The sequence below is a fragment of the Velocimicrobium porci genome, assembly GCF_009696045.1.
Taxonomy (GTDB): Bacteria; Bacillota; Clostridia; order Lachnospirales; family Lachnospiraceae; genus Velocimicrobium; species Velocimicrobium porci.
The window spans coordinates 214,534-236,327 of record NZ_VUMT01000001.1 but is presented as its reverse complement, the minus strand read 5'-3'; the positions used below and the strand labels follow the sequence as shown (position 1 = coordinate 236,327).

23 protein-coding genes are annotated in these 21,794 nt (G+C 35.3%); 16 read left to right on the top strand and 7 right to left on the bottom strand.

Annotation, left to right across the window (positions count from 1 at the left end; genetic code table 11):
- The first annotated feature begins 84 nt into the window (after positions 1–84).
- The 3 genes from FYJ58_RS01055 to FYJ58_RS01045 all read left to right on the top strand — a co-directional run bounded on the left by FYJ58_RS01055 (position 85) and on the right by FYJ58_RS01045 (position 3,020).
- A complete protein-coding gene (locus FYJ58_RS01055; RefSeq protein ID WP_154515939.1) occupies positions 85–1,530 on the top strand; it encodes a GGDEF domain-containing protein in 1,446 nt (481 codons plus the stop codon).
- Positions 1,531–1,657: 127 nt separating this feature from the next.
- Positions 1,658–2,128, top strand: a complete 471-nt coding sequence (locus FYJ58_RS01050) for an RNA polymerase sigma factor (RefSeq protein ID WP_154515936.1) — start codon at positions 1,658–1,660, stop codon at positions 2,126–2,128.
- A gap of 16 nt (positions 2,129–2,144) precedes the next feature.
- Complete coding sequence (locus FYJ58_RS01045) at positions 2,145–3,020, top strand: DUF3298 and DUF4163 domain-containing protein (protein ID WP_154515933.1); 876 nt, start codon at positions 2,145–2,147, stop codon at positions 3,018–3,020.
- A gap of 127 nt (positions 3,021–3,147) precedes the next feature.
- On the opposite strand, the gene FYJ58_RS01040 is transcribed toward FYJ58_RS01045, so the two are convergent.
- Genes FYJ58_RS01040 through FYJ58_RS01030 form a run of 3 tightly spaced genes read right to left on the bottom strand, consistent with a single transcriptional unit; the run spans position 3,148 to position 5,447 of the window.
- Complete coding sequence (locus tag FYJ58_RS01040; protein WP_154515930.1) at positions 3,148–3,927, bottom strand: amino acid ABC transporter ATP-binding protein; 780 nt, start codon at positions 3,925–3,927, stop codon at positions 3,148–3,150.
- Between the two features lie 14 nt (positions 3,928–3,941).
- Positions 3,942–4,628 (bottom strand): amino acid ABC transporter permease, encoded by a 687-nt coding sequence (locus FYJ58_RS01035; protein ID WP_154515927.1) that lies wholly within the window; start codon positions 4,626–4,628, stop codon positions 3,942–3,944.
- A gap of 27 nt (positions 4,629–4,655) precedes the next feature.
- A complete protein-coding gene (locus FYJ58_RS01030) occupies positions 4,656–5,447 on the bottom strand; it encodes a transporter substrate-binding domain-containing protein (protein ID WP_154515924.1) in 792 nt (263 codons plus the stop codon).
- Positions 5,448–5,678: 231 nt separating this feature from the next.
- Between FYJ58_RS01030 and FYJ58_RS01025 the strand changes: the two genes are divergently transcribed.
- The 4 genes from FYJ58_RS01025 (at position 5,679) to larE (ending at position 9,724) form a co-directional block, all read left to right on the top strand.
- Positions 5,679–6,689 (top strand): glycosyl hydrolase family 18 protein, encoded by a 1,011-nt coding sequence (locus FYJ58_RS01025; protein WP_154515921.1) that lies wholly within the window; start codon positions 5,679–5,681, stop codon positions 6,687–6,689.
- A 196-nt stretch (positions 6,690–6,885) separates the two neighbouring features.
- Positions 6,886–8,232 carry an MATE family efflux transporter gene (locus tag FYJ58_RS01020; RefSeq protein ID WP_328597766.1) on the top strand — a complete coding sequence of 449 codons (1,347 nt, stop codon included), beginning with the start codon at positions 6,886–6,888 and terminating at the stop codon, positions 8,230–8,232.
- Positions 8,233–8,298: 66 nt separating this feature from the next.
- Complete coding sequence (locus tag FYJ58_RS01015) at positions 8,299–8,895, top strand: Maf family protein (RefSeq protein ID WP_154515918.1); 597 nt, start codon at positions 8,299–8,301, stop codon at positions 8,893–8,895.
- Positions 8,885–9,724 carry an ATP-dependent sacrificial sulfur transferase LarE gene (gene larE, locus FYJ58_RS01010; protein WP_154515915.1) on the top strand — a complete coding sequence of 280 codons (840 nt, stop codon included), beginning with the start codon at positions 8,885–8,887 and terminating at the stop codon, positions 9,722–9,724. Before FYJ58_RS01015 ends, larE begins: the two co-directional genes overlap by 11 nt.
- Positions 9,725–9,845: 121 nt before the next feature.
- Here the strand turns inward: larE and FYJ58_RS01005 are convergent, their stop codons facing one another.
- The 4 genes from FYJ58_RS01005 to FYJ58_RS00990 all read right to left on the bottom strand — a co-directional run bounded on the left by FYJ58_RS01005 (position 9,846) and on the right by FYJ58_RS00990 (position 11,865).
- Positions 9,846–10,148 (bottom strand): LiaF transmembrane domain-containing protein, encoded by a 303-nt coding sequence (locus tag FYJ58_RS01005; RefSeq protein ID WP_154515912.1) that lies wholly within the window; start codon positions 10,146–10,148, stop codon positions 9,846–9,848.
- Entirely contained in the window at positions 10,135–10,689 is a 555-nt protein-coding gene (locus tag FYJ58_RS01000; protein WP_154515909.1) for a hypothetical protein, read from the bottom strand. The genes FYJ58_RS01005 and FYJ58_RS01000 overlap by 14 nt, the downstream gene beginning before the upstream one ends.
- Before the next feature lie 131 nt (positions 10,690–10,820).
- Positions 10,821–11,330, bottom strand: coding sequence for an anti-sigma factor (locus FYJ58_RS00995; RefSeq protein WP_154515906.1), 510 nt, complete (start codon positions 11,328–11,330; stop codon positions 10,821–10,823).
- Positions 11,317–11,865 carry an RNA polymerase sigma factor gene (locus FYJ58_RS00990; RefSeq protein WP_154515903.1) on the bottom strand — a complete coding sequence of 183 codons (549 nt, stop codon included), beginning with the start codon at positions 11,863–11,865 and terminating at the stop codon, positions 11,317–11,319. Before FYJ58_RS00990 ends, FYJ58_RS00995 begins: the two co-directional genes overlap by 14 nt.
- Before the next feature lie 138 nt (positions 11,866–12,003).
- Between FYJ58_RS00990 and FYJ58_RS00985 the strand changes: the two genes are divergently transcribed.
- The 9 genes from FYJ58_RS00985 (at position 12,004) to FYJ58_RS00945 (ending at position 21,757) form a co-directional block, all read left to right on the top strand.
- Positions 12,004–12,630, top strand: coding sequence for an epoxyqueuosine reductase QueH (locus FYJ58_RS00985; protein ID WP_154515900.1), 627 nt, complete (start codon positions 12,004–12,006; stop codon positions 12,628–12,630).
- 104 nt (positions 12,631–12,734) lie between these two features.
- Positions 12,735–12,956 (top strand): FeoA family protein, encoded by a 222-nt coding sequence (locus tag FYJ58_RS00980; RefSeq protein WP_154515897.1) that lies wholly within the window; start codon positions 12,735–12,737, stop codon positions 12,954–12,956.
- 5 nt (positions 12,957–12,961) lie between these two features.
- Positions 12,962–15,019 carry a ferrous iron transport protein B gene (gene feoB, locus FYJ58_RS00975; protein WP_154515894.1) on the top strand — a complete coding sequence of 686 codons (2,058 nt, stop codon included), beginning with the start codon at positions 12,962–12,964 and terminating at the stop codon, positions 15,017–15,019.
- Between the two features lie 16 nt (positions 15,020–15,035).
- Positions 15,036–15,191, top strand: coding sequence for a FeoB-associated Cys-rich membrane protein (locus FYJ58_RS00970; RefSeq protein ID WP_154515891.1), 156 nt, complete (start codon positions 15,036–15,038; stop codon positions 15,189–15,191).
- Between the two features lie 207 nt (positions 15,192–15,398).
- Positions 15,399–16,406, top strand: a complete 1,008-nt coding sequence (locus tag FYJ58_RS00965) for a deoxyguanosinetriphosphate triphosphohydrolase (RefSeq protein WP_154516265.1) — start codon at positions 15,399–15,401, stop codon at positions 16,404–16,406.
- Positions 16,407–16,426: 20 nt separating this feature from the next.
- Positions 16,427–18,190: a DNA primase gene (gene dnaG / locus FYJ58_RS00960; RefSeq protein WP_154515888.1), complete on the top strand. Its 1,764-nt coding sequence runs from the start codon at positions 16,427–16,429 to the stop codon at positions 18,188–18,190.
- Positions 18,191–18,253: 63 nt separating this feature from the next.
- Positions 18,254–19,357: an RNA polymerase sigma factor RpoD gene (gene rpoD, locus FYJ58_RS00955; RefSeq protein WP_154515885.1), complete on the top strand. Its 1,104-nt coding sequence runs from the start codon at positions 18,254–18,256 to the stop codon at positions 19,355–19,357.
- A gap of 29 nt (positions 19,358–19,386) precedes the next feature.
- Positions 19,387–20,082 carry a tRNA (adenine(22)-N(1))-methyltransferase gene (locus FYJ58_RS00950; RefSeq protein ID WP_154515882.1) on the top strand — a complete coding sequence of 232 codons (696 nt, stop codon included), beginning with the start codon at positions 19,387–19,389 and terminating at the stop codon, positions 20,080–20,082.
- Between the two features lie 13 nt (positions 20,083–20,095).
- Positions 20,096–21,757, top strand: coding sequence for a nucleoside kinase (locus FYJ58_RS00945; RefSeq protein ID WP_154515879.1), 1,662 nt, complete (start codon positions 20,096–20,098; stop codon positions 21,755–21,757).
- Positions 21,758–21,794: the final 37 nt, after the last annotated feature.

Genomic DNA, 21,794 nt, shown 5'->3' with positions numbered 1-21,794 from the left:
TTATATGCTCTTGACGAAATAGGAAAAAAGTACTAATATTATGCTTAATAGGCGATAGCGAGAGCAAAAAAGAGGGAATAAAATATGTTGAGTTTATTTAGGGAAGACGTGTCAGAGCTGATGGAGGCAATCCCATTCAGCTATGATATTGTTTCAGATACACTAAATCTATTTGGAAAAAGTAGAATGTGTATTCCACTGGGGGATAAAACAGAACATTTTTTAGAAAATGTGAAGAATGGAAAACTATTGGATGAAGGGTTTCAGACTGAAATATTAAAGCTTTGCCATAGTATCTGTTTGGAAAATTCAAGTTTTGAATCACGATTGCAGATTAAAAATACAGAAGAGCGGTATGACTATTATAATATAAAAGGAAAGATACGAAAAGATCATCAGGTTATTCACGGAGTTTTAAGAAGTCTGAAATTAGAAGCAGAAACAGTACAAGAATTGGAAAAAAAGGCATTTATTGATCCTTTAACAAAGACGTATAATCGGAATGGATTAGAAGAAAAATTAAAATCGGAGATTAAATTTTTAGACAAATGTTGTAAGGGAGCGATGTTTTTAATTGATTTAGATAACTTTAAATTAGTTAATGATTCAATGGGACATTTGTTAGGAGATGCACTGTTAATTGAGATTGCGGAAATTATTCAATCTGTATTTTTAGAAAATGCAGTGATAAGCAGGATAGGGGGAGATGAATTCCTTGTTTTTGCTTATCAGGAAAGCGATATAAGTGTATATGAAGAAAAGGCAAGACAGTTATGTGAGAAAGTAGAGGAGTTTTATAATAAGGGTGATGCCAGATGTCCGATGACACTTAGTGTCGGAATTGCTATAGCAGAAGAAAATGAGGAATTTGATGAAATATTTAATCATGCGGATATTGCTTTATATAGAGTTAAAACAAGCGGAAAAAACGGATATTTCTTTTATGAAACGGGTATGAAGTTTTTACCTTATAATTGTGAAGAAGGAAAAAAGAGAGAGTTTACGGAAAATCGAATCGGAAATGATGGATTTACTTACCTAAAACTTTTAATAGACCGTGCCATTGATATAGCAAACGAAGAAGAAAGTGCGAAACAGGCGGTGGAACGGATTCTATCATTATTCATCGAAACGTTTTGCGTAAACAGTGCATATGTTTATTGTTATAATAAAGAATTAGCAGAAATGGGTATTTCAGTTTATCGAACGAAGGAAACGGTATTAGTAAAAATGTTTGAGCCGGATTTAGAAGGTAAGTCTTATCGGAAGTATTTTAATAAAAATGGGATTTTTTATTGTACGAATATAGAGCTCCTAGAAGAAAAGTATAAAGAACAAATCAAGGATAAAAATGTTGAAACAATGCTTCAAGTTTTAATTCAACGAAAAGGAAAGGTAATTGGAATTTTAGGTTTGAATTATTGTAAAGCAAAGAGGTTATGGACGCAGAGAGAAATCAATGCGATTCATACAGTTGGCAAAATCGTTTCTTCATTGATGTATAAATTGTTGGAAATGGACTGCAGGTAGCAGTCCATTTTTTTCAGTAGAAGAAATTGATAAAATGAGTGAAACTTTTTTTATTTTAATTGCGTCTAATAGATGCAAACAAAAAGAAAGTATATAATCCATATGGAAGGGAAGATGAGTCGGAAATATGAAACGAAAGATGGAAGAAGCAGTACAAAAGAAATTAATTGAACATTATGATAAATATTATAGATTAGCATATAGTTATGCACACAACGAGGCAGATGCGTTAGATATTGTACAGGAGAGTGCATACAAAGCAATTTTAAAAAGTGATAGCATAAAAAAAGAGGAATACATTGATACTTGGATTTACCGGATTGTAATAAATACAGCAGTCGATTTATTACGCAGCAGGCAGAAGGAATCGCTGGAGGTATATGAGGAAGATACCGGTGTTTATGATAAGTATGAGGAATATGATTTGAAGCAGGCGATTGAACGGCTTGATCCGGAAGATAAAAGCGTTGTTGTATTAAAATATTTTGAAGAATTAAAACTAGATGAGATAGCAGCGATTACGAATGAAAATGTGAATACGGTGAAATCAAGGTTATATAGGGCATTAAAGAAGCTTAGAGTACAATTGGAAGTTTAGAGAAGGAGGATACGCCATGAATCTAAAAGACGAATTAAAGGAAATGAAACAAGAATATGATAACATAGAAATTCCAGAAGCATGTTTGAACCGAATTCAACAGGGAATTGATATGGCAAAAATGGAGAAAAAGAGGGCAAGTAAAAAGAAAGCGGTGAGGAACTGGGCAGTGTCTGTTGTAGCAGCATCTGTAGTCTTTATTGTTCTTCCTAATACAAACCAATCTGTGGCGCAGGCGATGGAAAAAATCCCTGTGATTGGAAATATTGTAAAGGTTGTTACGTTTAATCGTTATGAAGTCAAACAAGGAACAATGGAAGCAGATGTAAAAGTTCCGCAGATTGAAACGAATAAAAACAAAGAAGCCTCGGAAGGCGTAAAAAAGGTAAATAAGGACATCAAGGCTTATACTGATAAATTGATAGCATCATTTAATGAAGACATGGAAAAGAATGGGGAACATGAGGCGTTGGACGTATCATATGATGTTATTACAGATAATGATAAACTATTTAGTCTTAAAATAACAGCAGTTGAAACAATGGCAAGTGCGGTTGAAACTGTTCGTTATTATCATCTTGACAAAGAAACAGGAAAAGTTTTAGAATTGAAAGATTTATTTAAGGAAAATGCAGATTATGTTTCAATCATTACGGATTATATAAAAAAGGAAATGAGAAAGCAGATGAAAGATGAAGAGAAAACATATTTCTTAGATAGTGAAGATATGCCGGAATATGATTTTCAAAAAATAAAAAAGAATCAAAATTTTTATTTTAATAAGTCTGGCAATCTTGTTATTGCATTTGATGAATATGAGGTTGCACCCGGCTATATGGGGTGCCCGGAGTTTGAAATTCCAAATCAGGTTATTGAGAATATTTTAAAATAAGATAGAAAGATTCCAAAAAAATCTTAAAAGGCATCATACAATTAATGATTTTAATTGTGTGGTGCCTTTTAAAATTTTTTGAGCCTACAAACGGAATAGTATTTTAATTTGAGAGTTTAACCACATATCAATGAATGTGTGCGAGAAAATTTTTCGTTCGTTCTTCTTTTGCGTTTTCAAATACTTGAATCGGGTCACCCTGTTCCAGAATACAACCATTATCCATAAAAATAACATGGTCAGAAACTTCTTTTGCAAACGCCATTTCGTGAGTAACAATGACCATAGTAGTATTTTGAACTGCCAGTTCTTTGATAACTTTTAATACTTCGCCGGTAAGTTCAGGGTCAAGGGCAGAAGTAGGTTCATCAAAGCAGAGGATATCCGGATGAAGTGCTAAAGACCTTGCGATTGCAACTCGCTGACATTGTCCACCGGAAAGTTGGTGCGGATAATTGTTTATTCGAGCCGAAAGTCCCATCTGATTTAGTAAACGAACGGCTTCCGTTTTAATCTCTTTCCGAATTTCTGTTTTATGTTTCTTATAATCCGGCAATTCTTTGGCAAGAAGTTCTTTTGCAAGCATTACATTCTGTAGAGCTGTGTACTGTGGAAATAAATTAAAAGACTGAAATACCAGACCAAAATGCAATCTCTTTTTGCGAATTTCAGATTCTAGCTGAGTTTTCGGATCATCTGCATTGAATAGAATTTCGTTATTTACCTTGATAATGCCTTTGTCTGGCTGCTCCAAAAAATTGAGACATCGAAGGAGTGTTGTCTTTCCGCTTCCGGATGATCCTATGATAGAAACAACCTGCCCTTTTTCCAAAGAAAAGCTAATATTTTTTAATATTTCATTTCCGCCAAAATTTTTGTAAATATTATGTACTTCTAAAATTGCCATGTTTTATGCTCCTCCTATCGGAAATAATCCAGTTTTTTCTCCAAACGTCCGAGAAGAATCGTAAGGATACCGTTGAAAATTAAGTAATATACACCAGTAAAGAATAATGGCCAGATAGCACCGGAAATACCCTGTGAGCCTTTCATAAATGCCTGACCTGCCCAGATGATTTCCTGAAGTGCGATGATACGGGAAAGGGAAGTATCCTTTACAAGCGTAATGATTTCATTTGACATTGGCGGAACGATACGTTTGAGCATTTGAAGCAGGGTTATTTTGAAGAAAATCTGACTTCTTGTCATACCAAGCACCAGACCGGCTTCTTGTTGCCCAACGGGAACGCTTTGAATTCCTCCGCGGTAAATTTCGGAAAAGTAGCAGGCGTAGTTGAAAATAAAAGAGATTGAAGCGGCTGCGAATCGTCCCGATTCACCGCTTCCCCAGATTGGTGTATTCAGAACCAGGCCAGGGAAGTAGTAAATGATTAAAAGCTGAAGCATCAGAGGGGTACCTCTTACAATCCAGACGATAATTCTTGTAAAATAACTAAGTGGCTTGAAATGGGACATTGCTCCAAATGCAACAATAAGTCCAAGAGGAAATGCACCAATAAGCGTGATGAAAAATAGTTTTAAGGTTTGTATAAAGCCGACATTCAAAGCACCAATGACGATCGGCAGTTGTTCTAATATTTGTTTCATAATACTTTCCATTCTTTCTGATATGTTTTATTGTTCAATGAGAGTTGCCTGAACTCCATAAGATTCTGCACATTTTAACATAGAACCATCTGCATAGCTTGCTGCAATGAAATCATTGAGAGCGTCTGCAAGGTCAGAACCTTTACGAAAACCGACGCCATATTCTTCATTTTTAAGTGCTACTGTATAAGTCAGGTCCGAGTAACTGGTCCCTTTACCAACCATAGCGGCTGCCATGAGTGAATCGATGACTGCTGCATCAGAGGTTCCGGCTGCTACTTCCATGAGGGCATCTGACTGGGTTTTTACAGGAGTAACGTTTAGTTCCAGTTCGTTGAGTGCGGCTTCTCCGGCACTCCCTGCTTCGGCCGCAAATGCTAAATCAGTAAGGTCATCCACAGTCTGGTATTTATCAAACATATTGGAAGGAACGATAACGACCTGTGCGTTGTTGCAATAAGCATTAGAGCATTCCATTGAGTTTGTAACTTCAGGAGTAAGTGTCATACCATTCCAGACACAGTCGATTGTTTTTCCGTCAAGTTCCAGAACTTTATTATCCCAGTCAATCTCAACGAATTTGACCTCAACACCAAGGGACTTTGCAAATGCACCTGCCATATCTGCATCAAATCCAATCCATTCGCCAGAAGTGCCTTTATAGTCCATCGGGGCAAAGTTAGTTATACCAACAACTAGGGTTCCTTTCTCTTTTACGTATTCCATATCTGTCTGATTCGTAGAGCCGGAAGTACCTCCGCATGCAGTAAGTGATAAAGCTATTGCTAATGTAAGTAAAAATACTGTTAATTTTTTCATAAATGCTATCTCCTTTGCTGTGCTTTAGTCAAGTTATTATGCTAACATGCTAACACGCTACCAAAGTAAAGTCAAGCGTTTTTTGAGAAAGCAAAAGAAATTTTTCCAAAACTGTATAATATATGGTAGAATAAAAATAGTTATAATATGATACCACAAAGTGCGTAGTCATCCGTAGGTATCAGGGGTCAAAATAAACATCATAATATAAATAAGATAAGGGGAGATAATATGAATAATCGAAAAAAAATGCTTACAGGTTTAGTTGCTGTTCTGGTAATTGCTACAAGTGTATGTATGGTTGTATTATCGAACAAATCGGAAGCGAATCAAAATGAAAAAAAAAATTTTAAAGTAGTTGCCTATTATCCATATTGGAAAGGAAATCAGTTAAGGAAATTACAGTTTAATAAGGTTACACATGTGAATTATGCGTTTGCAATTCCGACAAGAGAGGGAAATTTAAGAAAATTGGAGCAGGAGGAGCTGGCAAAGCAATTGATAAAAGAGGCACATAAACAAAAAGTAAAGGTGTTACTGTCAGTAGGTGGATGGAGTTATAATGATGCTGAACTGGAACCGGTTTTTAAAGAAGCAACGAATACAGAAAAAAAACGGGCAAAATTGGCAAAGTCAATTATTAATATGTGTAACAAGTATGGGTTTGATGGAATTGATATGGATTGGGAGCATCCAAGAACGGATACAACTAAGAATCAGTATGAAGCCTTTATGTTATATTTAGGTAAAAAGCTTCATAGTCAGGATAAATTGTTTACAGCAGCTATATTAGGTGGAGTAAATCAATTAGGAGCGGCTTATTATGATTCGAAGGCACAAACAGATAAGGTTTTAAATGAACTAGACTGGATAAATGTAATGGCATATGATGGGGGAGATGGAAGATATCATTCACCATATTCTTATGCAAAAAAATGTGGTAACTATTGGAAAAAGAAGAGAGGAGTACCGGCCGGGAAGATTGTACTTGGAGTTCCGTTTTATGGAAGACCAACTTGGGCTACATATGAAGAGTTATTGGAAGCAGATAAAAATGCGTATAAATCGGATACTGCAACCTTTAATGGAACAAAAGTGTATTATAATGGTGTGAATACAATAAAGAAAAAGACAAATTATGCTTTGGACAATTTTGGCGGTGTTATGATTTGGGAAATTACGCAAGACTCTTCAAATGGAAAGTATAGCTTGCTGAATGCAATTTATTCGTGTCTGAAGTAATAGCTTAGATAGATGCTTGTTTCTTTCATCTTTTGTATTATTAATGGAAAAGTTACTATAAAATAGTTTTTTGTTGTATACTTTCATCATTTCAATTCATTTTTGAGTGTGTTAGAATATTAGAATAGAAGTTATTTTACTAAGATATTTTTTACGGCAGAGAAAGTTGATTTGAAGTAAAAAAGGAGGCATCCGTGTGGAACAAAAGAAACAAGACATATTGATGACAGAAGGAAATATATGGAGACAAGTTATTTTCTTTTCCATTCCTTTAATTATCGGAAATGTATTTCAACAATTATATAACACGGTAGATTCTATCGTGGTAGGTAACTATGTTGGAAAAGAGGCACTGGCAGCGGTAGGTTCAAGTGGTTCGCTAGTTAATTTAATTGTAGGATTATTTGTTGGAATTGCTACTGGTGCAGGTGTTTTAATAGCTCAGTATTATGGTGGTCAAAAGGAAGAAAAGCTTAGATGGGCAGTACATACCTCGATTACATTAAGTATTATTGGAGGGCTTATTTTAACGATTGTAGGAATCCTTTTTGCACCTGCACTGCTTCGGCTTATGGGTACACCAGAATCCGTTATGTCTAGTTCTGTTTTATATTTAAAAATTTTTTTCTTAGGAAGTGTATTTAACTTAGTCTATAACATGGGAGCAGGAATTTTACGTGCGGTTGGAGATTCAAAAAATCCGTTATATTACCTATGTGTTGCGTCCGTTGTTAATATTGTATTAGATATTGTTTTTGTTGTAGTTCTTCATAGAGGTGTTGAAGGTGTTGGAATTGCCACAGTAATTTCTCAGGCAGTTTCTTGCCTTTGCGTTATGATTAAGTTAATGAAGAGCAAAGGGAGCTTTCGGATTATTCCAAAACAATTAAAGATTGACAGGCGTATGGCAATGAGAGTTATTGCTTATGGTGTTCCGACAGGAATTCAGAACTCGATTGTATCGTTATCCAATGTCATTGTACAGGCAAATATTAACAGTTTTGGTGACTCGGCAATGGCTGGTTGTGGTGCTTATACAAAAATAGATGGTTTTGTTATGCTTCCGATTGTGAGTTTTAGTATGGCAATCATGACATTTGTCGGACAAAATATTGGTGCCGGAAAAACCGATCGTGTTAAGAAGGGAATCCGTGTTACTAACATAATCAGTGCGAGTTACGTATTAATAATGTCAATTATTTTATTTGTGTTTGGAGAAAATATTTTATCTTTCTTTACAAAAGAAGCAAATGTAATAAATAATGGAATGATTATGCTGCATATTTTAGTACCATTTTATATATTTATTGCGATTGTTAATGTATATTGCGGAGCATTTCGTGGAGCAGGAAAACCATTTGCATCAATGGTTATGATGGTTGCAAACTTATGCGGTGTTCGTATGGTTTGGATTTTTGCGATGATGCCGGTTATTCATAAATTAGATACGGTTCTTTGGGGATATCCGGTAAGCTGGATTACAGCAATCATAACAGTTTTTATTTATTCGAAAAAGTCAAATTGGATTAATCGTTATAGCTAAGCTTTTAATATGAAAGAAATTGGGAAAAGATAACAAGAAAGAAGAATTAATAGAGGAGTTAAGTCAATGAGAATAGTATTAGCATCAGGTTCACCAAGAAGAAGAGAGATTATGGATTTAATTGAAGCGGAATATGAGGTAAAGGCTTGTAAGAAAGAAGAGGTGATAACAAGTACAGTACCGGAAGAAGTAGTAAAAGAACTATCACTGATGAAGGCATCCGCAGTTTTTGAAGAATTAAAGGAGCAGAATGATGTGCTTGTGATTGGGGCAGATACTGTAGTTGCGAGCGAGGGAAAGATTCTTGGAAAACCAAAAAGCGAAGAAGACGCGTGTCGTATGTTAGAAGAACTTCAGGGAAAAACACATGAGGTATATACAGGTGTTGCATTGGTAATTCAAACAAAAGATGAAATAAAGAAAATTAATTTTTCTGTTGGAACAAAGGTTTCTGTTTTGAAAATGAGTAGGACAGAGATTGAGGCTTATGTGGCTACAAAAGAGCCACTCGATAAAGCGGGAGCCTATGCAATTCAAGGTAAATTTTCTCCATATATCGGAAGATTAGAAGGCGACTATTACAATGTCGTAGGATTTCCGATTGCTTCTATTTGTCAACGTTTAAAACAAGAAGGAATTAATTTAATTGGTTATGGAAAATAAAAAATTGGTTTCTGTATTAGAGAAAAATGCAGAAGAAAAATATGAAAAATTAAAAAGCTATTTATTATCACTTGAAAAAATTGCGGTAGCTTTTTCCGGCGGTGTTGACTCTACTTTTTTATTAAAAGCTGCTAAAGAGGTTTTGGGAGAAAATGTAGTCGCATTTATAGCAATAAGTGATGTATTGACAAAAGAAGAGGAGTTTGAGGCAGAACAGTTTTGCAAAAAAGAGAAAATCAATCTTGTTAAGATTCCTTTTAATGTGTTTTCGGTAAAGGAATTTGTTCAAAATCCGAAAGAACGTTGCTATTATTGCAAAACGGAATTGATGAAACAAATGAAGCAGACAGCTTTAAAGTATGGAATTTCGCTTGTAGTGGAAGGAACTAATTTAGATGATGAGAGAGATTACCGACCGGGAAGAAAAGCATTAGAGGAAGAAAAAATACTTAGTCCTTTAAGAGTCTGTCAGTTGACAAAAGATGAGATTCGGTATTTATCAAGAAAGTTTGGACTTGCAACTTGGAATAAACCATCATTTGCATGTCTTGCAAGTCGTATTCCTTATGGAGAAACGATTACAAAAGAATTGCTTTGTAAGGTGGAAAAAGCAGAACGTTTTTTAAGAGAAAAAGGTTTTTCTCAAATGCGAGTGAGAGTTTATCCAAGCAATCGTTTGGTAAGACTTGAACTTTTGCCAGAGGAACAGGACAGGCTTTTTTCGAATGGAATACAGACGGAAGTTACAGATTACATGAAAGAATTGGGATTTTCTTATATTACATTGGATTTGGAAGGTTATAGAAGTGGGAGTATGAATAATAACTAGCAGGTATTGTTTCTTATTAAAATAAGAGGATGTGACTAAATTAGGAAGAGTTACTTTCCTAATTTAGTCACATCCTTATTAGGTTAATCACCATTAATTTTGAATGGCAGTAAATGAAATCTTACCAATAAACGGAAGCGGATTTTGTATATTCGAAGAATAATTCTGCAAATGCCATAAAAGCGGAAAAACAACCAACTAGAAACAAGATAAAGATGGAGCCACCATTGATTGATAATGGTTCATCACGAAATCGAAAGTAGTGATATAGTATTTCCGTCCCTAGAAAAATGAACATAATTGGCCAGAGCTTTAAAATAAGCTCATAGGAAATCGGAATTGCAAAAACATGAAGAAGAAATAAAATTCCAAACAAAATCAGTGTAATTCCTAAAGTAAATGTTCCAATTTTATGCGTTTTCATGATTATCCTCCTTATTTTCTAACTGTTTCAATTCGATTTTTTTCCCTTTAATTAAAGAAATACCGACTAAAATAATAAATAATGCAAATAACAGTTGTGGAAGTCTTCCGATATACATGTCAAGTACATTTACAAAATCCCAGCCAAATAGTATTCTAAGATAATACATGAAGTTTTTCAGCAAAATATCTGCACCAACAAAAATGAGGAGAATTGCTAAAATGAGTTTTTGTTTTCCGTGTATTATTCGAGCGAGTAAAGCTGATATTTCTTCTAAGTGGAAACAGTAATCATCTTCTAGTGCATAAAAGTCCTCATCGCACATGGAGTTCTTGTTAATCGCATCAAAAAAGCTATAAAACCATATGATTGGAAAAAAAATCATTAATGCTCCTATTTCCAACCAAATGGAAAGAAAAGACAATAGGCAGGTAGCCGTAAGAATTGAAAGTCCCTGTTTCATAAATCCAAGATACATTTGTCCGACGCCCGGAATCATAGAGAGCCAGAACGTTAAAAATTTGCTTTTTCTTTTTACCATGATAGTACCAATGCAGCATTACTATAAAATATAAGTGATTTTGTCCTTGAATAAGATTAAAAGGTGGTAGCTGCATATATCCTTTCTTTTTTATTCTTTTAATCTTAGGATGTTACGGTTTCATTTATTTTCTACTGAGCGTTTTTTTCCCTTGCAGTGTCAGAAACAATTGAACTCATATGGTTGTTGATTTGTGTGGCGAAAGCATTCATCGAAGTATTAATCGAAGAAGTAAATGATTTTGTTGTTTCTAATTCCTTCTGTGTTTGTACCGATGCTTTCTTTTCTTTTAGAGCTTGTATGGTTGGTCTGCTTCCAGATGAAATTGTAAATAATAAAATAAGTGCTCCGCACATTGCAACGCATACTTTTGTACTGTATAAGAAAAATTGTTTCTTGGCAGAAACTTGCCTGAATGGTTTGGAAATCCGCTCTTTTTGTTTTGCCTTTGTCAGAATCTGTTCTTTTAGATTGGCAGGTGCAGGAATGAGGACTGGTTCGAAGCTCTCGGCAAATTGATCTGCACAATAAGTACATTCTGCAATATGTTGCAGGAAGGTGGTAAGCTCCTGTTCTGACAGCCTATTATTATGAAATCGTGTTAATTCTTCTTGTGTGATATGTGTGTTATTTTGACTCATATTCCATCTCCTTTCCCCACAGCTTTTTCATCATACTTTTTGCACGATAGATTTGTGTCTGTATGGTTTTTAAGTTTTTTCCATATTGATTTGCCATTTCTTTTGCAGTCATTTCCTTATAAAAATAATCAATTGCAACTTGCCTGTAAGGGTCTTTTAAGGATTGACAGGTGGATAATAAACGGCTTTTGGTATCCGTTTCTAATACGCTCTCTAACGGTGTTGGTAAGTTGCTTTTCATTGCCTTAAAATAAGTATCCTCTGTAGGAAGGGAGCGCCGTTTTGCACATTTTAAATAGTCAAGACATTTGTTTGTGGCTATTTTGGAAATCCAGGCTCGTTCATTATTGCCGTCAAAGGTGGAAAGGTGCTGGTAAGCCAAAAGAAACGTTTCTTGTGTTAGGTCTTCAGCGTCAAAATAATTATTGGTTAGCTTATAACATATTGAGAAAATTAAGTTTTCATATTGGTCAATCCATTCTGACAACTGCTGGTCTTCTGATTTGATTATTTCCACCTCCTCTGTTGTTTTCATTTATTATAACGAGAGTGTAGGTGGATTGTCTTCAGATTTTTGAAAAAAAACAGAAAATAATTTTTGGTGGTTTTTAAGATAGCTTGAAGGTATAATGGGGGAAGAGTAATTTTTAAGTTAGGAAGGATTGAGAATGTTTTGAATAAAGTACAGGTGAATTACCAGAAAGAATTAGAGAAGATTATTGAGCAGAACTTGGGGACGGGTGAAGTTAAGTCTTTGTTTTTGCATAGTTGTTGTGCTCCATGCAGTAGCTATTGTCTGGAGTATTTGGCTGATTTTTTTGATATTACAGTTTTTTATTTTAATCCGAATATCTCACCAAAAGAGGAGTATCAGAAGAGGGTTTTAGAGCAGATTCGATTGATTGGAGAGCTTCCTGTGGCACATAAGGTTTCTTTTGTGGAAGGGGAGTATCATCCGGAAGTGTTTTTTGATATGGCGAAAGGCTTGGAAAAGGTTCCGGAAGGGGGAGAGCGATGTTTCCGGTGCTATGAATTGAGATTACGGGAGGCTGCGATGGAAGCTAAGGCGAGAGGATTTGATTACTTTACTACAACGTTGTCCATTAGCCCTCATAAAAATGCGGCGAAGCTAAATGAAATTGGTTTTCGGCTTCAGGAGGAGTATCAGATAGCTTTTTTGCCTTCTGACTTTAAGAAGAGGAATGGGTATAAACGGTCAATTGAGTTGTCAAAAGATTATAATTTGTATCGACAGGATTATTGTGGATGTGTCTTTTCTAAAATAGAAAGGGAGCAGTAGGTTTTAAATCTTCCATTGACAAATCAGATAAAGCATTATATTCTTATATTGTAAATGATAATTATTATCAATAAACATACTTCGTTTGAGAAAGAGTGGAATATATGACATTACTAGAAGGAAAAATTGGAGAGAGTTATAAGGTGGAAGATTTAACGCTGAATGGAATGACGCAGATTCGTCTTGAGGCACTTGGTCTTACGAAAGGGACTACGATTAAAGTGTTAAATAATAAGAAAAGTGGTTCTGTTATATTTATGGTTCGTGGGACCAGGCTGGCGATTGGAAAGAAGATTGCAGCTTCTATTGTTATTGAGGGGGTGTAGGATTAATGGAACGAGAGTTAAATGTCGGCTTTATTGGAAATCCCAATTGTGGTAAGACGACGCTTTTTAATGCGTATACGGGAGCAAAACTAAAGGTTGCCAATTGGCCGGGAGTTACTGTTGAAAAAAAAGAAGGTGCAATGAAGTACCATGAGCATAAGTTTAAGCTTGTGGATCTTCCGGGAATTTATAGCCTTACTTCTTATACAATGGAGGAAAAATTAAGCAGACAGTATATTCTGGATGATGAAGTTGATGTAATTATTGATATTGCAGATGCTTCTTCTTTAGAAAGAAATCTTTATCTGACTCTGCAATTGATTGAGCTTGGGAAGCCTGTTATTTTAGCATTAAATATGATGGACATTGTGGAAGAAAGAGGAATGGAGATTGATTTGCACAGACTTCCTGAAATGCTTGGTGTTCCCTGCATTCCGGTTTCGGCAAGAAAGAAGACGGGATTAGATATTTTGATGCATACAGTGGCTCATCATAAGGCGAAGATAAGTGACAGTAATTTGGAGCATCATCATTATATGATGGATGAGGAGAAAAGTGGAAAGCATCGCCATCAGCATCACTCGGAATATGCAGTTGTATACAGTGATGAGATTGAAGATAAGATTGATGAAATTTCAGCAAGGCTAAAGGAAGCTTATCCTGACCTGAAGAACGAAAGATGGCATGCGATTAAAATGCTGGAGCAGGATGAAGAGATTATGGGAAAATATCCGCTGGATTTAAGTGATATTGTGGATCGTTCTTATGAAACGGATATTATTAATCAGAAATATGATTTTATTGAAGAGATTATAGAAGAGGTTGTTGTGAATAAGGCTTCTAAAGCGAAAGCAACGGATCGGGTAGATCACATTCTTACAAATCGTTTTTGGGGAATGCCTATTTTTCTTGGAATTATGGGAATTGTTTTTTTCCTTACGTTTACTGTTGGAGATGCACTAAAAGGAGTTTTTGAGATTGCATTAGAGAACTTTTCGAACACGGTTTTGTTTGCACTTTCTTGGATGGGGGCAGGGGAAGTATTTACTTCGCTGATTGTGGACGGAATTATTGCCGGTGTTGGAGGTATTTTATCATTTCTTCCAAATATTTTTATGCTGTTTCTTGCACTGGCTGTGTTAGAGGACAGTGGATATATGTCTAGGGTCGCTTATGTTATGGACGGACTTATGGGGAAAATTGGATTGTCTGGTCGTGCATTTATTCCTATGCTTTTAGGATTTGGCTGTACGGTTCCGGCAGTAATGGCTTCACGGGCATTGGAAGATCCGAAAGACCGGCTTAAAACGGTATTGATTACTCCTTTTATGTCCTGTAGTGCAAGACTTCCGATTTATGTTTTGTTTTCTCAATTATTTTTTGAAAAACATGCGGCACTTGCAGCTTATTCTATGTATGTACTTGGATTAGTTGTAGGCATTGTTATTGCTCTTATTATGAATACGTTCGAAAAGAAGAAAGAAATTAATACATTATTGATTGAATTACCGGAATATAAAGCACCAAATGTACATTCTATTTTTATTTATGTATGGGAAAAGGTAAAGGATTATTTGACAAAAGCAGGTACTACGATTTTTGTCGCTTCCATTGTTGTCTGGGCAATTCTTAACTTTGGACCGAATGGACTTACAACGGACATGAGCCAAAGTTTTGGAGCAATTATTGGAAAATGGTTTGTCCCAATTTTGGCACCTGCTGGTATTGGATTATGGCAGATTAGTTTATCTTTGATTTCTGGTATTGCGGCAAAGGAGGTTGTTGTTTCTAGTTTAACCGTTTTATTAAATGTTGGAACGATTAATTCGAAAGAAGGCATGATGGCAATGAATTCAGTATTGTCTGGAGCCGGATTTACGGCAGTGAATGCCTATGCGTTAATGGTATTTTGTCTTTTGTATACTCCATGTGTCGCTACAATTGCAACGATTCGCAAAGAATTAAATTCTACAAAATGGGCGATGTTTGCAGCATTTTTTCAATTGATTGTTGCATGGTTTGTGGCTGTTTTGGTATATCAGGTTGGAAGCTTAATTTTTTAGAGAGGAGTACTTATCTTTGAAAATAATAGAAATTCTTGTTTTGCTTGGAATAGTGAGTTATTCGGCATGGGTTGTTCGAAAAAAGATATCAGATATAAAAAATGGAAAAGGTTGTGGCTGTGGCTGCAGTGGTTGCAGCAAGCCATGTTCTGACAGAGAGCAGAAGTATTAAATTTTAGAAATGGTTGTTGCAAAATATTTGTTTCCTATTTTGTGACAACCATTTTTGTGATTTAAGAAAGACCGAAGAAATTTTATTTTTTTGTATAGCGACTCATAAACTGAAAAAAATATGTGTACAAAAAAGGAAATTCATAAAAAAAGTCTAATATTAATAGTAGTAAGTAATTTTTGAACGAATGGAGAGTTTATGGAGCATTTGAATATTCGAAAAATGATGGAACAAAGAGAACATGATTTCTTGAGCCCGTATGCTTCTTTTAGTGATGAAACAAAAGGAAGGGAAAAGAATGAAATACCATGTGATATCAGACCAAGTTATCAAAGAGATCGGGATCGAATATTACATTGTAAATCATTTCGGCGTTTAAAACATAAAACACAAGTCTTTTTAGCACCGGAGGGAGATCACTACCGGACACGTTTAACACATACGTTAGAGGTGGCTCAGATTGCAAGGACAATTGCAAAGGCATTAAAGTTGAATGAGGATTTGACAGAGGCGATTGCCCTTGGACATGACTTAGGTCATACCCCATTTGGGCATACAGGGGAGCGTGCATTGAATATGATTTCCAGTGTTGGTTTTTCTCATCAATTACAAAGCCTTCGCATTGTGGAAAAACTGGAGAAAAATGGGCAGGGAATGAATCTTACATGGGAAGTAAGAGATGGTATAAAAAATCATCAGACAGTCGGGATGCCGTCAACGTTAGAAGGAAAGGTTGTTCGCCTGTCGGATAAAATTGCTTATATTAATCATGATATTGATGATGCAATCCGTGGGCATATTATAAGAGAAGAGGATATTCCAACTTATTTTCATGAAATATTAGGATTCTCCTGCAGGGAACGGTTGAATACATTGGTTCATGATATTATAATACATAGTGATGGCAAACGGGATGTTGAGATGTCAAATGAAGTGGAAGAGGCAATGTTTCTTTTACGGAAATATATGTTTGATCATGTATACACGAATCCGATTGCAAAAGGACAAGAGCATAAGGCAGAAGATATGATTATCGAATTATTTGAATATTATATGAGCCACTTTGATTTGCTTCCGGAAGAATATATTATTCTGAGAAAGAATGGAGAGTCAGAGGAACGGGTGGTATGTGATTATATTGCAGGAATGACAGATCGATATGCGATTGCAAAATTTAAAGAAATAAAAATACCTGTATTTTGGGATGTATTATAAAAAAAGAAAATGGAGGAACTATGTTTTATCCAGAGGAATTAATTGAAGAAATAAGACAAAGAAATGATATTGTAGATGTAATTGGCTCTTATGTAAAATTACAGAAAAAAGGAAGCAACTATATGGGCTTATGTCCATTTCACAGTGAAAAAACAGCTTCTTTTTCTGTCAGTGGTGCGAAACAGATGTATCATTGTTTTGGATGCGGTGTTGGTGGAAATGTTATTACATTTATAATGGAATATGAAAATTATAATTTTTTAGAGGCAATCCGTTATTTAGCACAACGGGCCGGAGTTTCACTTCCGGAAGTTGAATATTCGGAAGAAGAGAGAAAAAAAGCAGATTTTAAGTCAAGACTTTTAGAGGTAAATAAAGAGGCTGCTAAGTATTTTTATGTTCAGTTGAAATCTGATAGAGGAAAACCTGCCCATGATTACCTGACTAATCGTCAGCTGTCAGAAGAAATAATTGTAAAGTTTGGACTGGGATATTCGAATAAGTACAGTGATGATTTGTACCAATATTTAAAACAAAAAGGATATGAAGACAATCTTTTGAAAGAGTCGGGACTTGTTACAATTGATGAGGCGAAAGGTGCAAATGACAAGTTTTGGAACCGTGTAATGTTTCCTATTATGGACGTGAATAACCGGGTTATTGGATTCGGAGGACGTGTAATGGGAGATGGTATGCCAAAATATTTAAATTCTCCTGAAACAAAGATATTTGATAAGAGCCGTAATTTGTATGGATTGAATCTCGCAAGAATTTCCAGAAAAAATTATATTATTTTATGCGAAGGCTATATGGATGTAATTGCCCTGCATCAGGCAGGCTTTAATAATGCGGTAGCCTCTCTTGGAACGGCATTTACAGGTTTGCAGGCAAGCTTATTAAAACGCTATACGGATGAAGTCTTTTTATCTTATGACAGTGATGGTGCCGGTACAAAAGCCGCATTGCGGGCGATTCCTATTTTAAAAGAGGCCGGGCTTACAGCAAAGGTTATTGACATGCGGCCTTACAAAGACCCGGATGAGTTTATAAAGGCACTTGGAAAAGAGGAATATGAAAAACGGATTGAACAGGCAAAAAACAGTTTTTATTTTGAAATTGAAGTATTAGAGCGGGAGCATGATATGTCAGATCCGGAGGAAAAAACGAAATTTTTTAATGAAACAGCTCAAAAACTCCTAGTATTTAAAGAAGAGATTGAACGTAATATATATATTGAGGCAATCGCGCGTAAATATAATATAGCATTTGAGGATTTGCGTAAGCTGGTAAATAAATATGGTTCACAGATTGTTGTAGGGATTAACAGGGAAGAATATAATAGAAATAACAGAGAAAAAAGGGAAAAACGGGAAGATGGATTTGTTCAGGCACAAAAGATGCTGTTGACATGGTTGATTGAAGATATTTCTTTATTTTCGAAAATAAGAAATATTATTACTCCAAATGATTTTAAAGAAGAACTATATCATCAGGTTGCTGACATGCTGTTTCAACAATATGAAACAGATCATAATGTTGTTCCTGCTAAAATTATTAATTATTTTGAAAGCAAAGAGGAACAAAATGAAGTGGCATCTTTATTTAGTACAAGCCTTCAGGAGGGGATGAATCAGTTGGAAAGAGAAAAAGCATTAAATGAAATTGTCAGACGTATTAAAAAATATAGTTTGGATTATGAGAGTAGGCATGCAACTGATATTGCACAACTGCAAAAAATAATAAAAGAACAGGGGGAATTGCAAAAATTGCATATTTCTTTATAGGATGGAAAGATTATATAGAAAAGTACTGATAACAACGTGACAGAGAAAATGTAGGAGGTTATTATGGACGAGAAAATGGCAAAATTTACGGAAAAGCTAAGACAACTTTTGGAGTTGGCCAAGAGAAAGAAAAATGTATTAGAAGTACAGGAAGTAAATGATTTCTTTAAGGACATGGATTTAGATCCTGAAATGATTGAAAAAACTTATGAGTATTTGGAATCGAAGGGGGTAGATATTCTTCGGATTAATGATGATGTTTCAGATGAGGATATTATTCTGGAAGCGGAAGATGAAGAGGATTTAGAAAATATTGATTTATCGGTTCCGGAAGGTGTCAGTATTGAAGACCCGGTTCGTATGTACTTAAAAGAAATCGGAAAAGTGCCATTGTTAAGTGCAGATGAAGAAATTGAATTGGCGAAACGAATGGAAGAGGGGGATCAGAGTGCCAAAAAACGTCTAGCAGAAGCAAACCTTCGTCTTGTTGTTAGTATAGCCAAACGTTATGTAGGAAGAGGAATGTTGTTTTTAGATTTAATCCAAGAGGGGAATTTGGGATTAATTAAGGCAGTTGAAAAATTTGACTATCGCAAAGGATACAAATTTAGTACGTATGCAACATGGTGGATTCGTCAGGCAATTACAAGGGCAATTGCAGATCAGGCGAGAACAATCCGAATACCGGTTCATATGGTAGAAACAATTAACAAGTTAATTCGTGTACAAAGACAATTATTGCAGGAGCTTGGACGAGAACCGACATTAGAAGAGGTGGCGAAAGAAATGCACATGCCACTTGAGCGTGTACGTGAAATCCAAAAAATTTCTCAAGAACCGGTTTCTTTGGAAACTCCAATTGGCGAGGAAGAAGACAGCCATCTTGGTGATTTTATTCAGGATGATAATGTTCCGGTACCTGCAGAAGCAGCCGCTTTTACTTTATTAAAAGAGCAATTAGTAGAAGTGCTTGGAACGTTAACGGAACGGGAACAAAAAGTACTTCGGTTGCGTTTTGGACTGGATGATGGTCGTGCAAGAACGCTGGAAGAAGTTGGAAAAGAATTCAATGTTACAAGAGAAAGAATTCGTCAAATCGAAGCTAAAGCCTTAAGAAAATTAAGACATCCAAGCCGGAGTCGAAAGCTTAAAGATTATTTAGAGTAAAACGAGTTAGAAAAGGGAATATAAGAGAGATGCAGTTATCAAAACGACTTACTATGGTTGCAGATTTTGTGACAGAAGGAAATAGAATCGCAGACATTGGATGTGATCATGCACATACTTCAATTTATCTGATAGAGCAAAAGAAGGCGACAGCTTCAATTGCAATGGATATTAATGAAGGACCGCTTGAACGTGCAAAGGACAATATTAAAAGGTATGGTTATGAACAAAAGATTAAGACACGTCTTTCTGATGGGGCTCGGGAGCTAAAAAAGGGAGAGGCGGATACAATTTTAATTAGTGGTATGGGTGGAGGATTAATTGTAAAGATTTTAACGGATAGTGAAGAAGTGGTAAAAGACGCCTCTGAACTGATATTACAGCCACAATCTGAGATAGATAATGTAAGACGATGTGTTCATAAATTGGGATTTTCTATTATTGCGGAAGACATGCTTACCGAAGATGGAAAGCATTATACTGCGATTAAAGCGAGAAAAGGAAGAGAACAATATAAAAAAGAAGTATTTTATCGTTATGGAAAAATATTATTAGAAGCAAAAAATCCAGTGTTAAAGGAATTTTTGCTTTATGGTAAAAATAGTTTTTCTAATGTAATAGGGGAATTAGATAAGCAGTCTTATGATAGAAATAAAAAACGATTGGAAGAATTAAAACTGGATTTGGCATATATGGAAGAAGCGTTGGAATACTATAAAGAATAAAAGGAGAAACGGTATGGAAACGGTAACGCTTATGGTAAAAGGAACAAAAAAGGAATATCCAAAAGGCAGCACATATTTTGAAATCAGCAAAGATATGCAGCCAAAGTATGAAAATGATATTATTTTAGTGTTGGAAAATGGGCGTTTAAGGGAGTTATCAAATGAAGCGAAAGATAATGTAAAGGTTGAATTTATTACAACTGCTCACCCGGATGGATTTAAAACTTACTGTCGTGGTATGATTATGATGCTTGTAAAATCAATTTATCATATTGTAGGGCAGGAGAAAATTGAGAAAGTTTCGATGGAACATTCTTTGGGAGCTGGATTTTATGGAACAATTCAAGGAGATGTAGCAGTTACTCAAAAGTTATTAGATGAGGTAGCAGATTGGATGAGAAAACTTGTCGAGGCGGATTATCCTTTTAAAAAATATACAATACATACATCACAGGCAAGAAAAAAATTTCATGATTATCGTATGTATGATAAAGAGAAACTATTTCGGTATCGTCGAACCTCTGCTACTAATATATATAATCTTGATGGATTTGAAGACTACTATTTTGGATACATGCCTGCAAGTACAGGAGTTTTGAAGTATTTTCAATTATATGAACATGAGGGTGGATTTATATTGCAGCTTCCTACGAAAAAAAATCCGAAGGAAGTTCCACCATTTGTTCCAATGGAAAAGTTATTTCAGACATTGCGTGTAGCAACTGAGTGGGGCAAGACACTTGGAATTGAAAATGTTGGTTCTTTAAATGATGTAATAGCAGAAGGGGATATCAGTGACTTAATGCTTGTACAGGAAGCATTGCAGGAAAAGAAAATCGGTGAAATTGCGGAACAGATTGCGAAGCAGAGAGATAAAAAATTTATTATGATTGCAGGACCATCTTCATCAGGAAAAACTACTTTTTCTCATCGTTTGTCAATCCAGCTTAGGACGTTTGGATTAAAACCGCATCCAATTGCAGTAGATGATTATTTTGTAAATAGAGAAGATACACCACTCAATGAAGATGGAACTTATAATTTTGAATGTTTAGAGGCAATTGACGTAGAGCAATTTAACAAAGATATGATGGCTCTTTTAAACGGTGAAACAGTAGAACTTCCAACTTTCAACTTTAAGACAGGAAAGAGGGAATATAAAGGAAGATATAAAAAGCTTGGTAAAGACGATATTTTAGTAATAGAAGGAATTCATGGCTTAAATGATAAGTTGTCATATAGTTTGCCGTCTAAGAGCAAATTTAAAATTTATATTAGTGCTTTAACAGCTTTGAATGTAGACGAGCATAATCAGATTTCTACATCAGATGCAAGACTGATTCGAAGAATGGTAAGAGATGCCAGAACAAGAGGGACTTCTGCTTCCAGTACAATTGCAATGTGGAAATCCGTTCGTGCAGGAGAAGAAAAGTATATTTTCCCATTTCAAGAGTCTGCGGATGTTATGTTTAATTCCGCATTAATTTATGAGTTAGCAGTGTTAAAGCAATATGCTGAGCCGATTTTATTTGGTATTAATGAAGATGACCCTTCTTATATGGAGGCAAAGAGAATATTGAAGTTTTTAGATTACTTTGTCGGGGTAAATAGTGAGGATGTACCTAAGAATTCGATTATCAGAGAGTTTATTGGGAATAGCTATTTCCATGTATAATAAGTGGAACTGATTCTGAAATAAAACAAGGAAAATG

What these genes read in the sequence shown, in the direction of transcription:
- FYJ58_RS01055 (WP_154515939.1), top strand. Translation starts at nt 85, where the DNA reads ATGTTGAGTTTATTTAGGGAAGACGTGTCAGAGCTGATGGAGGCAATC.
- FYJ58_RS01050 (WP_154515936.1), top strand. Translation starts at nt 1,658, where the DNA reads ATGAAACGAAAGATGGAAGAAGCAGTACAAAAGAAATTAATTGAACAT.
- FYJ58_RS01045 (WP_154515933.1), top strand. Translation starts at nt 2,145, where the DNA reads ATGAATCTAAAAGACGAATTAAAGGAAATGAAACAAGAATATGATAAC.
- FYJ58_RS01040 (WP_154515930.1), bottom strand. Translation starts at nt 3,927, where the DNA reads ATGGCAATTTTAGAAGTACATAATATTTACAAAAATTTTGGCGGAAAT.
- FYJ58_RS01035 (WP_154515927.1), bottom strand. Translation starts at nt 4,628, where the DNA reads ATGAAACAAATATTAGAACAACTGCCGATCGTCATTGGTGCTTTGAAT.
- FYJ58_RS01030 (WP_154515924.1), bottom strand. Translation starts at nt 5,447, where the DNA reads ATGAAAAAATTAACAGTATTTTTACTTACATTAGCAATAGCTTTATCA.
- FYJ58_RS01025 (WP_154515921.1), top strand. Translation starts at nt 5,679, where the DNA reads ATGAATAATCGAAAAAAAATGCTTACAGGTTTAGTTGCTGTTCTGGTA.
- FYJ58_RS01015 (WP_154515918.1), top strand. Translation starts at nt 8,299, where the DNA reads ATGAGAATAGTATTAGCATCAGGTTCACCAAGAAGAAGAGAGATTATG.
- larE (WP_154515915.1), top strand. Translation starts at nt 8,885, where the DNA reads ATGGAAAATAAAAAATTGGTTTCTGTATTAGAGAAAAATGCAGAAGAA.
- FYJ58_RS01005 (WP_154515912.1), bottom strand. Translation starts at nt 10,148, where the DNA reads ATGAAAACGCATAAAATTGGAACATTTACTTTAGGAATTACACTGATT.
- FYJ58_RS01000 (WP_154515909.1), bottom strand. Translation starts at nt 10,689, where the DNA reads ATGGTAAAAAGAAAAAGCAAATTTTTAACGTTCTGGCTCTCTATGATT.
- FYJ58_RS00995 (WP_154515906.1), bottom strand. Translation starts at nt 11,330, where the DNA reads ATGAGTCAAAATAACACACATATCACACAAGAAGAATTAACACGATTT.
- FYJ58_RS00990 (WP_154515903.1), bottom strand. Translation starts at nt 11,865, where the DNA reads ATGAAAACAACAGAGGAGGTGGAAATAATCAAATCAGAAGACCAGCAG.
- FYJ58_RS00980 (WP_154515897.1), top strand. Translation starts at nt 12,735, where the DNA reads ATGACATTACTAGAAGGAAAAATTGGAGAGAGTTATAAGGTGGAAGAT.
- feoB (WP_154515894.1), top strand. Translation starts at nt 12,962, where the DNA reads ATGGAACGAGAGTTAAATGTCGGCTTTATTGGAAATCCCAATTGTGGT.
- dnaG (WP_154515888.1), top strand. Translation starts at nt 16,427, where the DNA reads ATGTTTTATCCAGAGGAATTAATTGAAGAAATAAGACAAAGAAATGAT.
- rpoD (WP_154515885.1), top strand. Translation starts at nt 18,254, where the DNA reads ATGGACGAGAAAATGGCAAAATTTACGGAAAAGCTAAGACAACTTTTG.
- FYJ58_RS00950 (WP_154515882.1), top strand. Translation starts at nt 19,387, where the DNA reads ATGCAGTTATCAAAACGACTTACTATGGTTGCAGATTTTGTGACAGAA.
- FYJ58_RS00945 (WP_154515879.1), top strand. Translation starts at nt 20,096, where the DNA reads ATGGAAACGGTAACGCTTATGGTAAAAGGAACAAAAAAGGAATATCCA.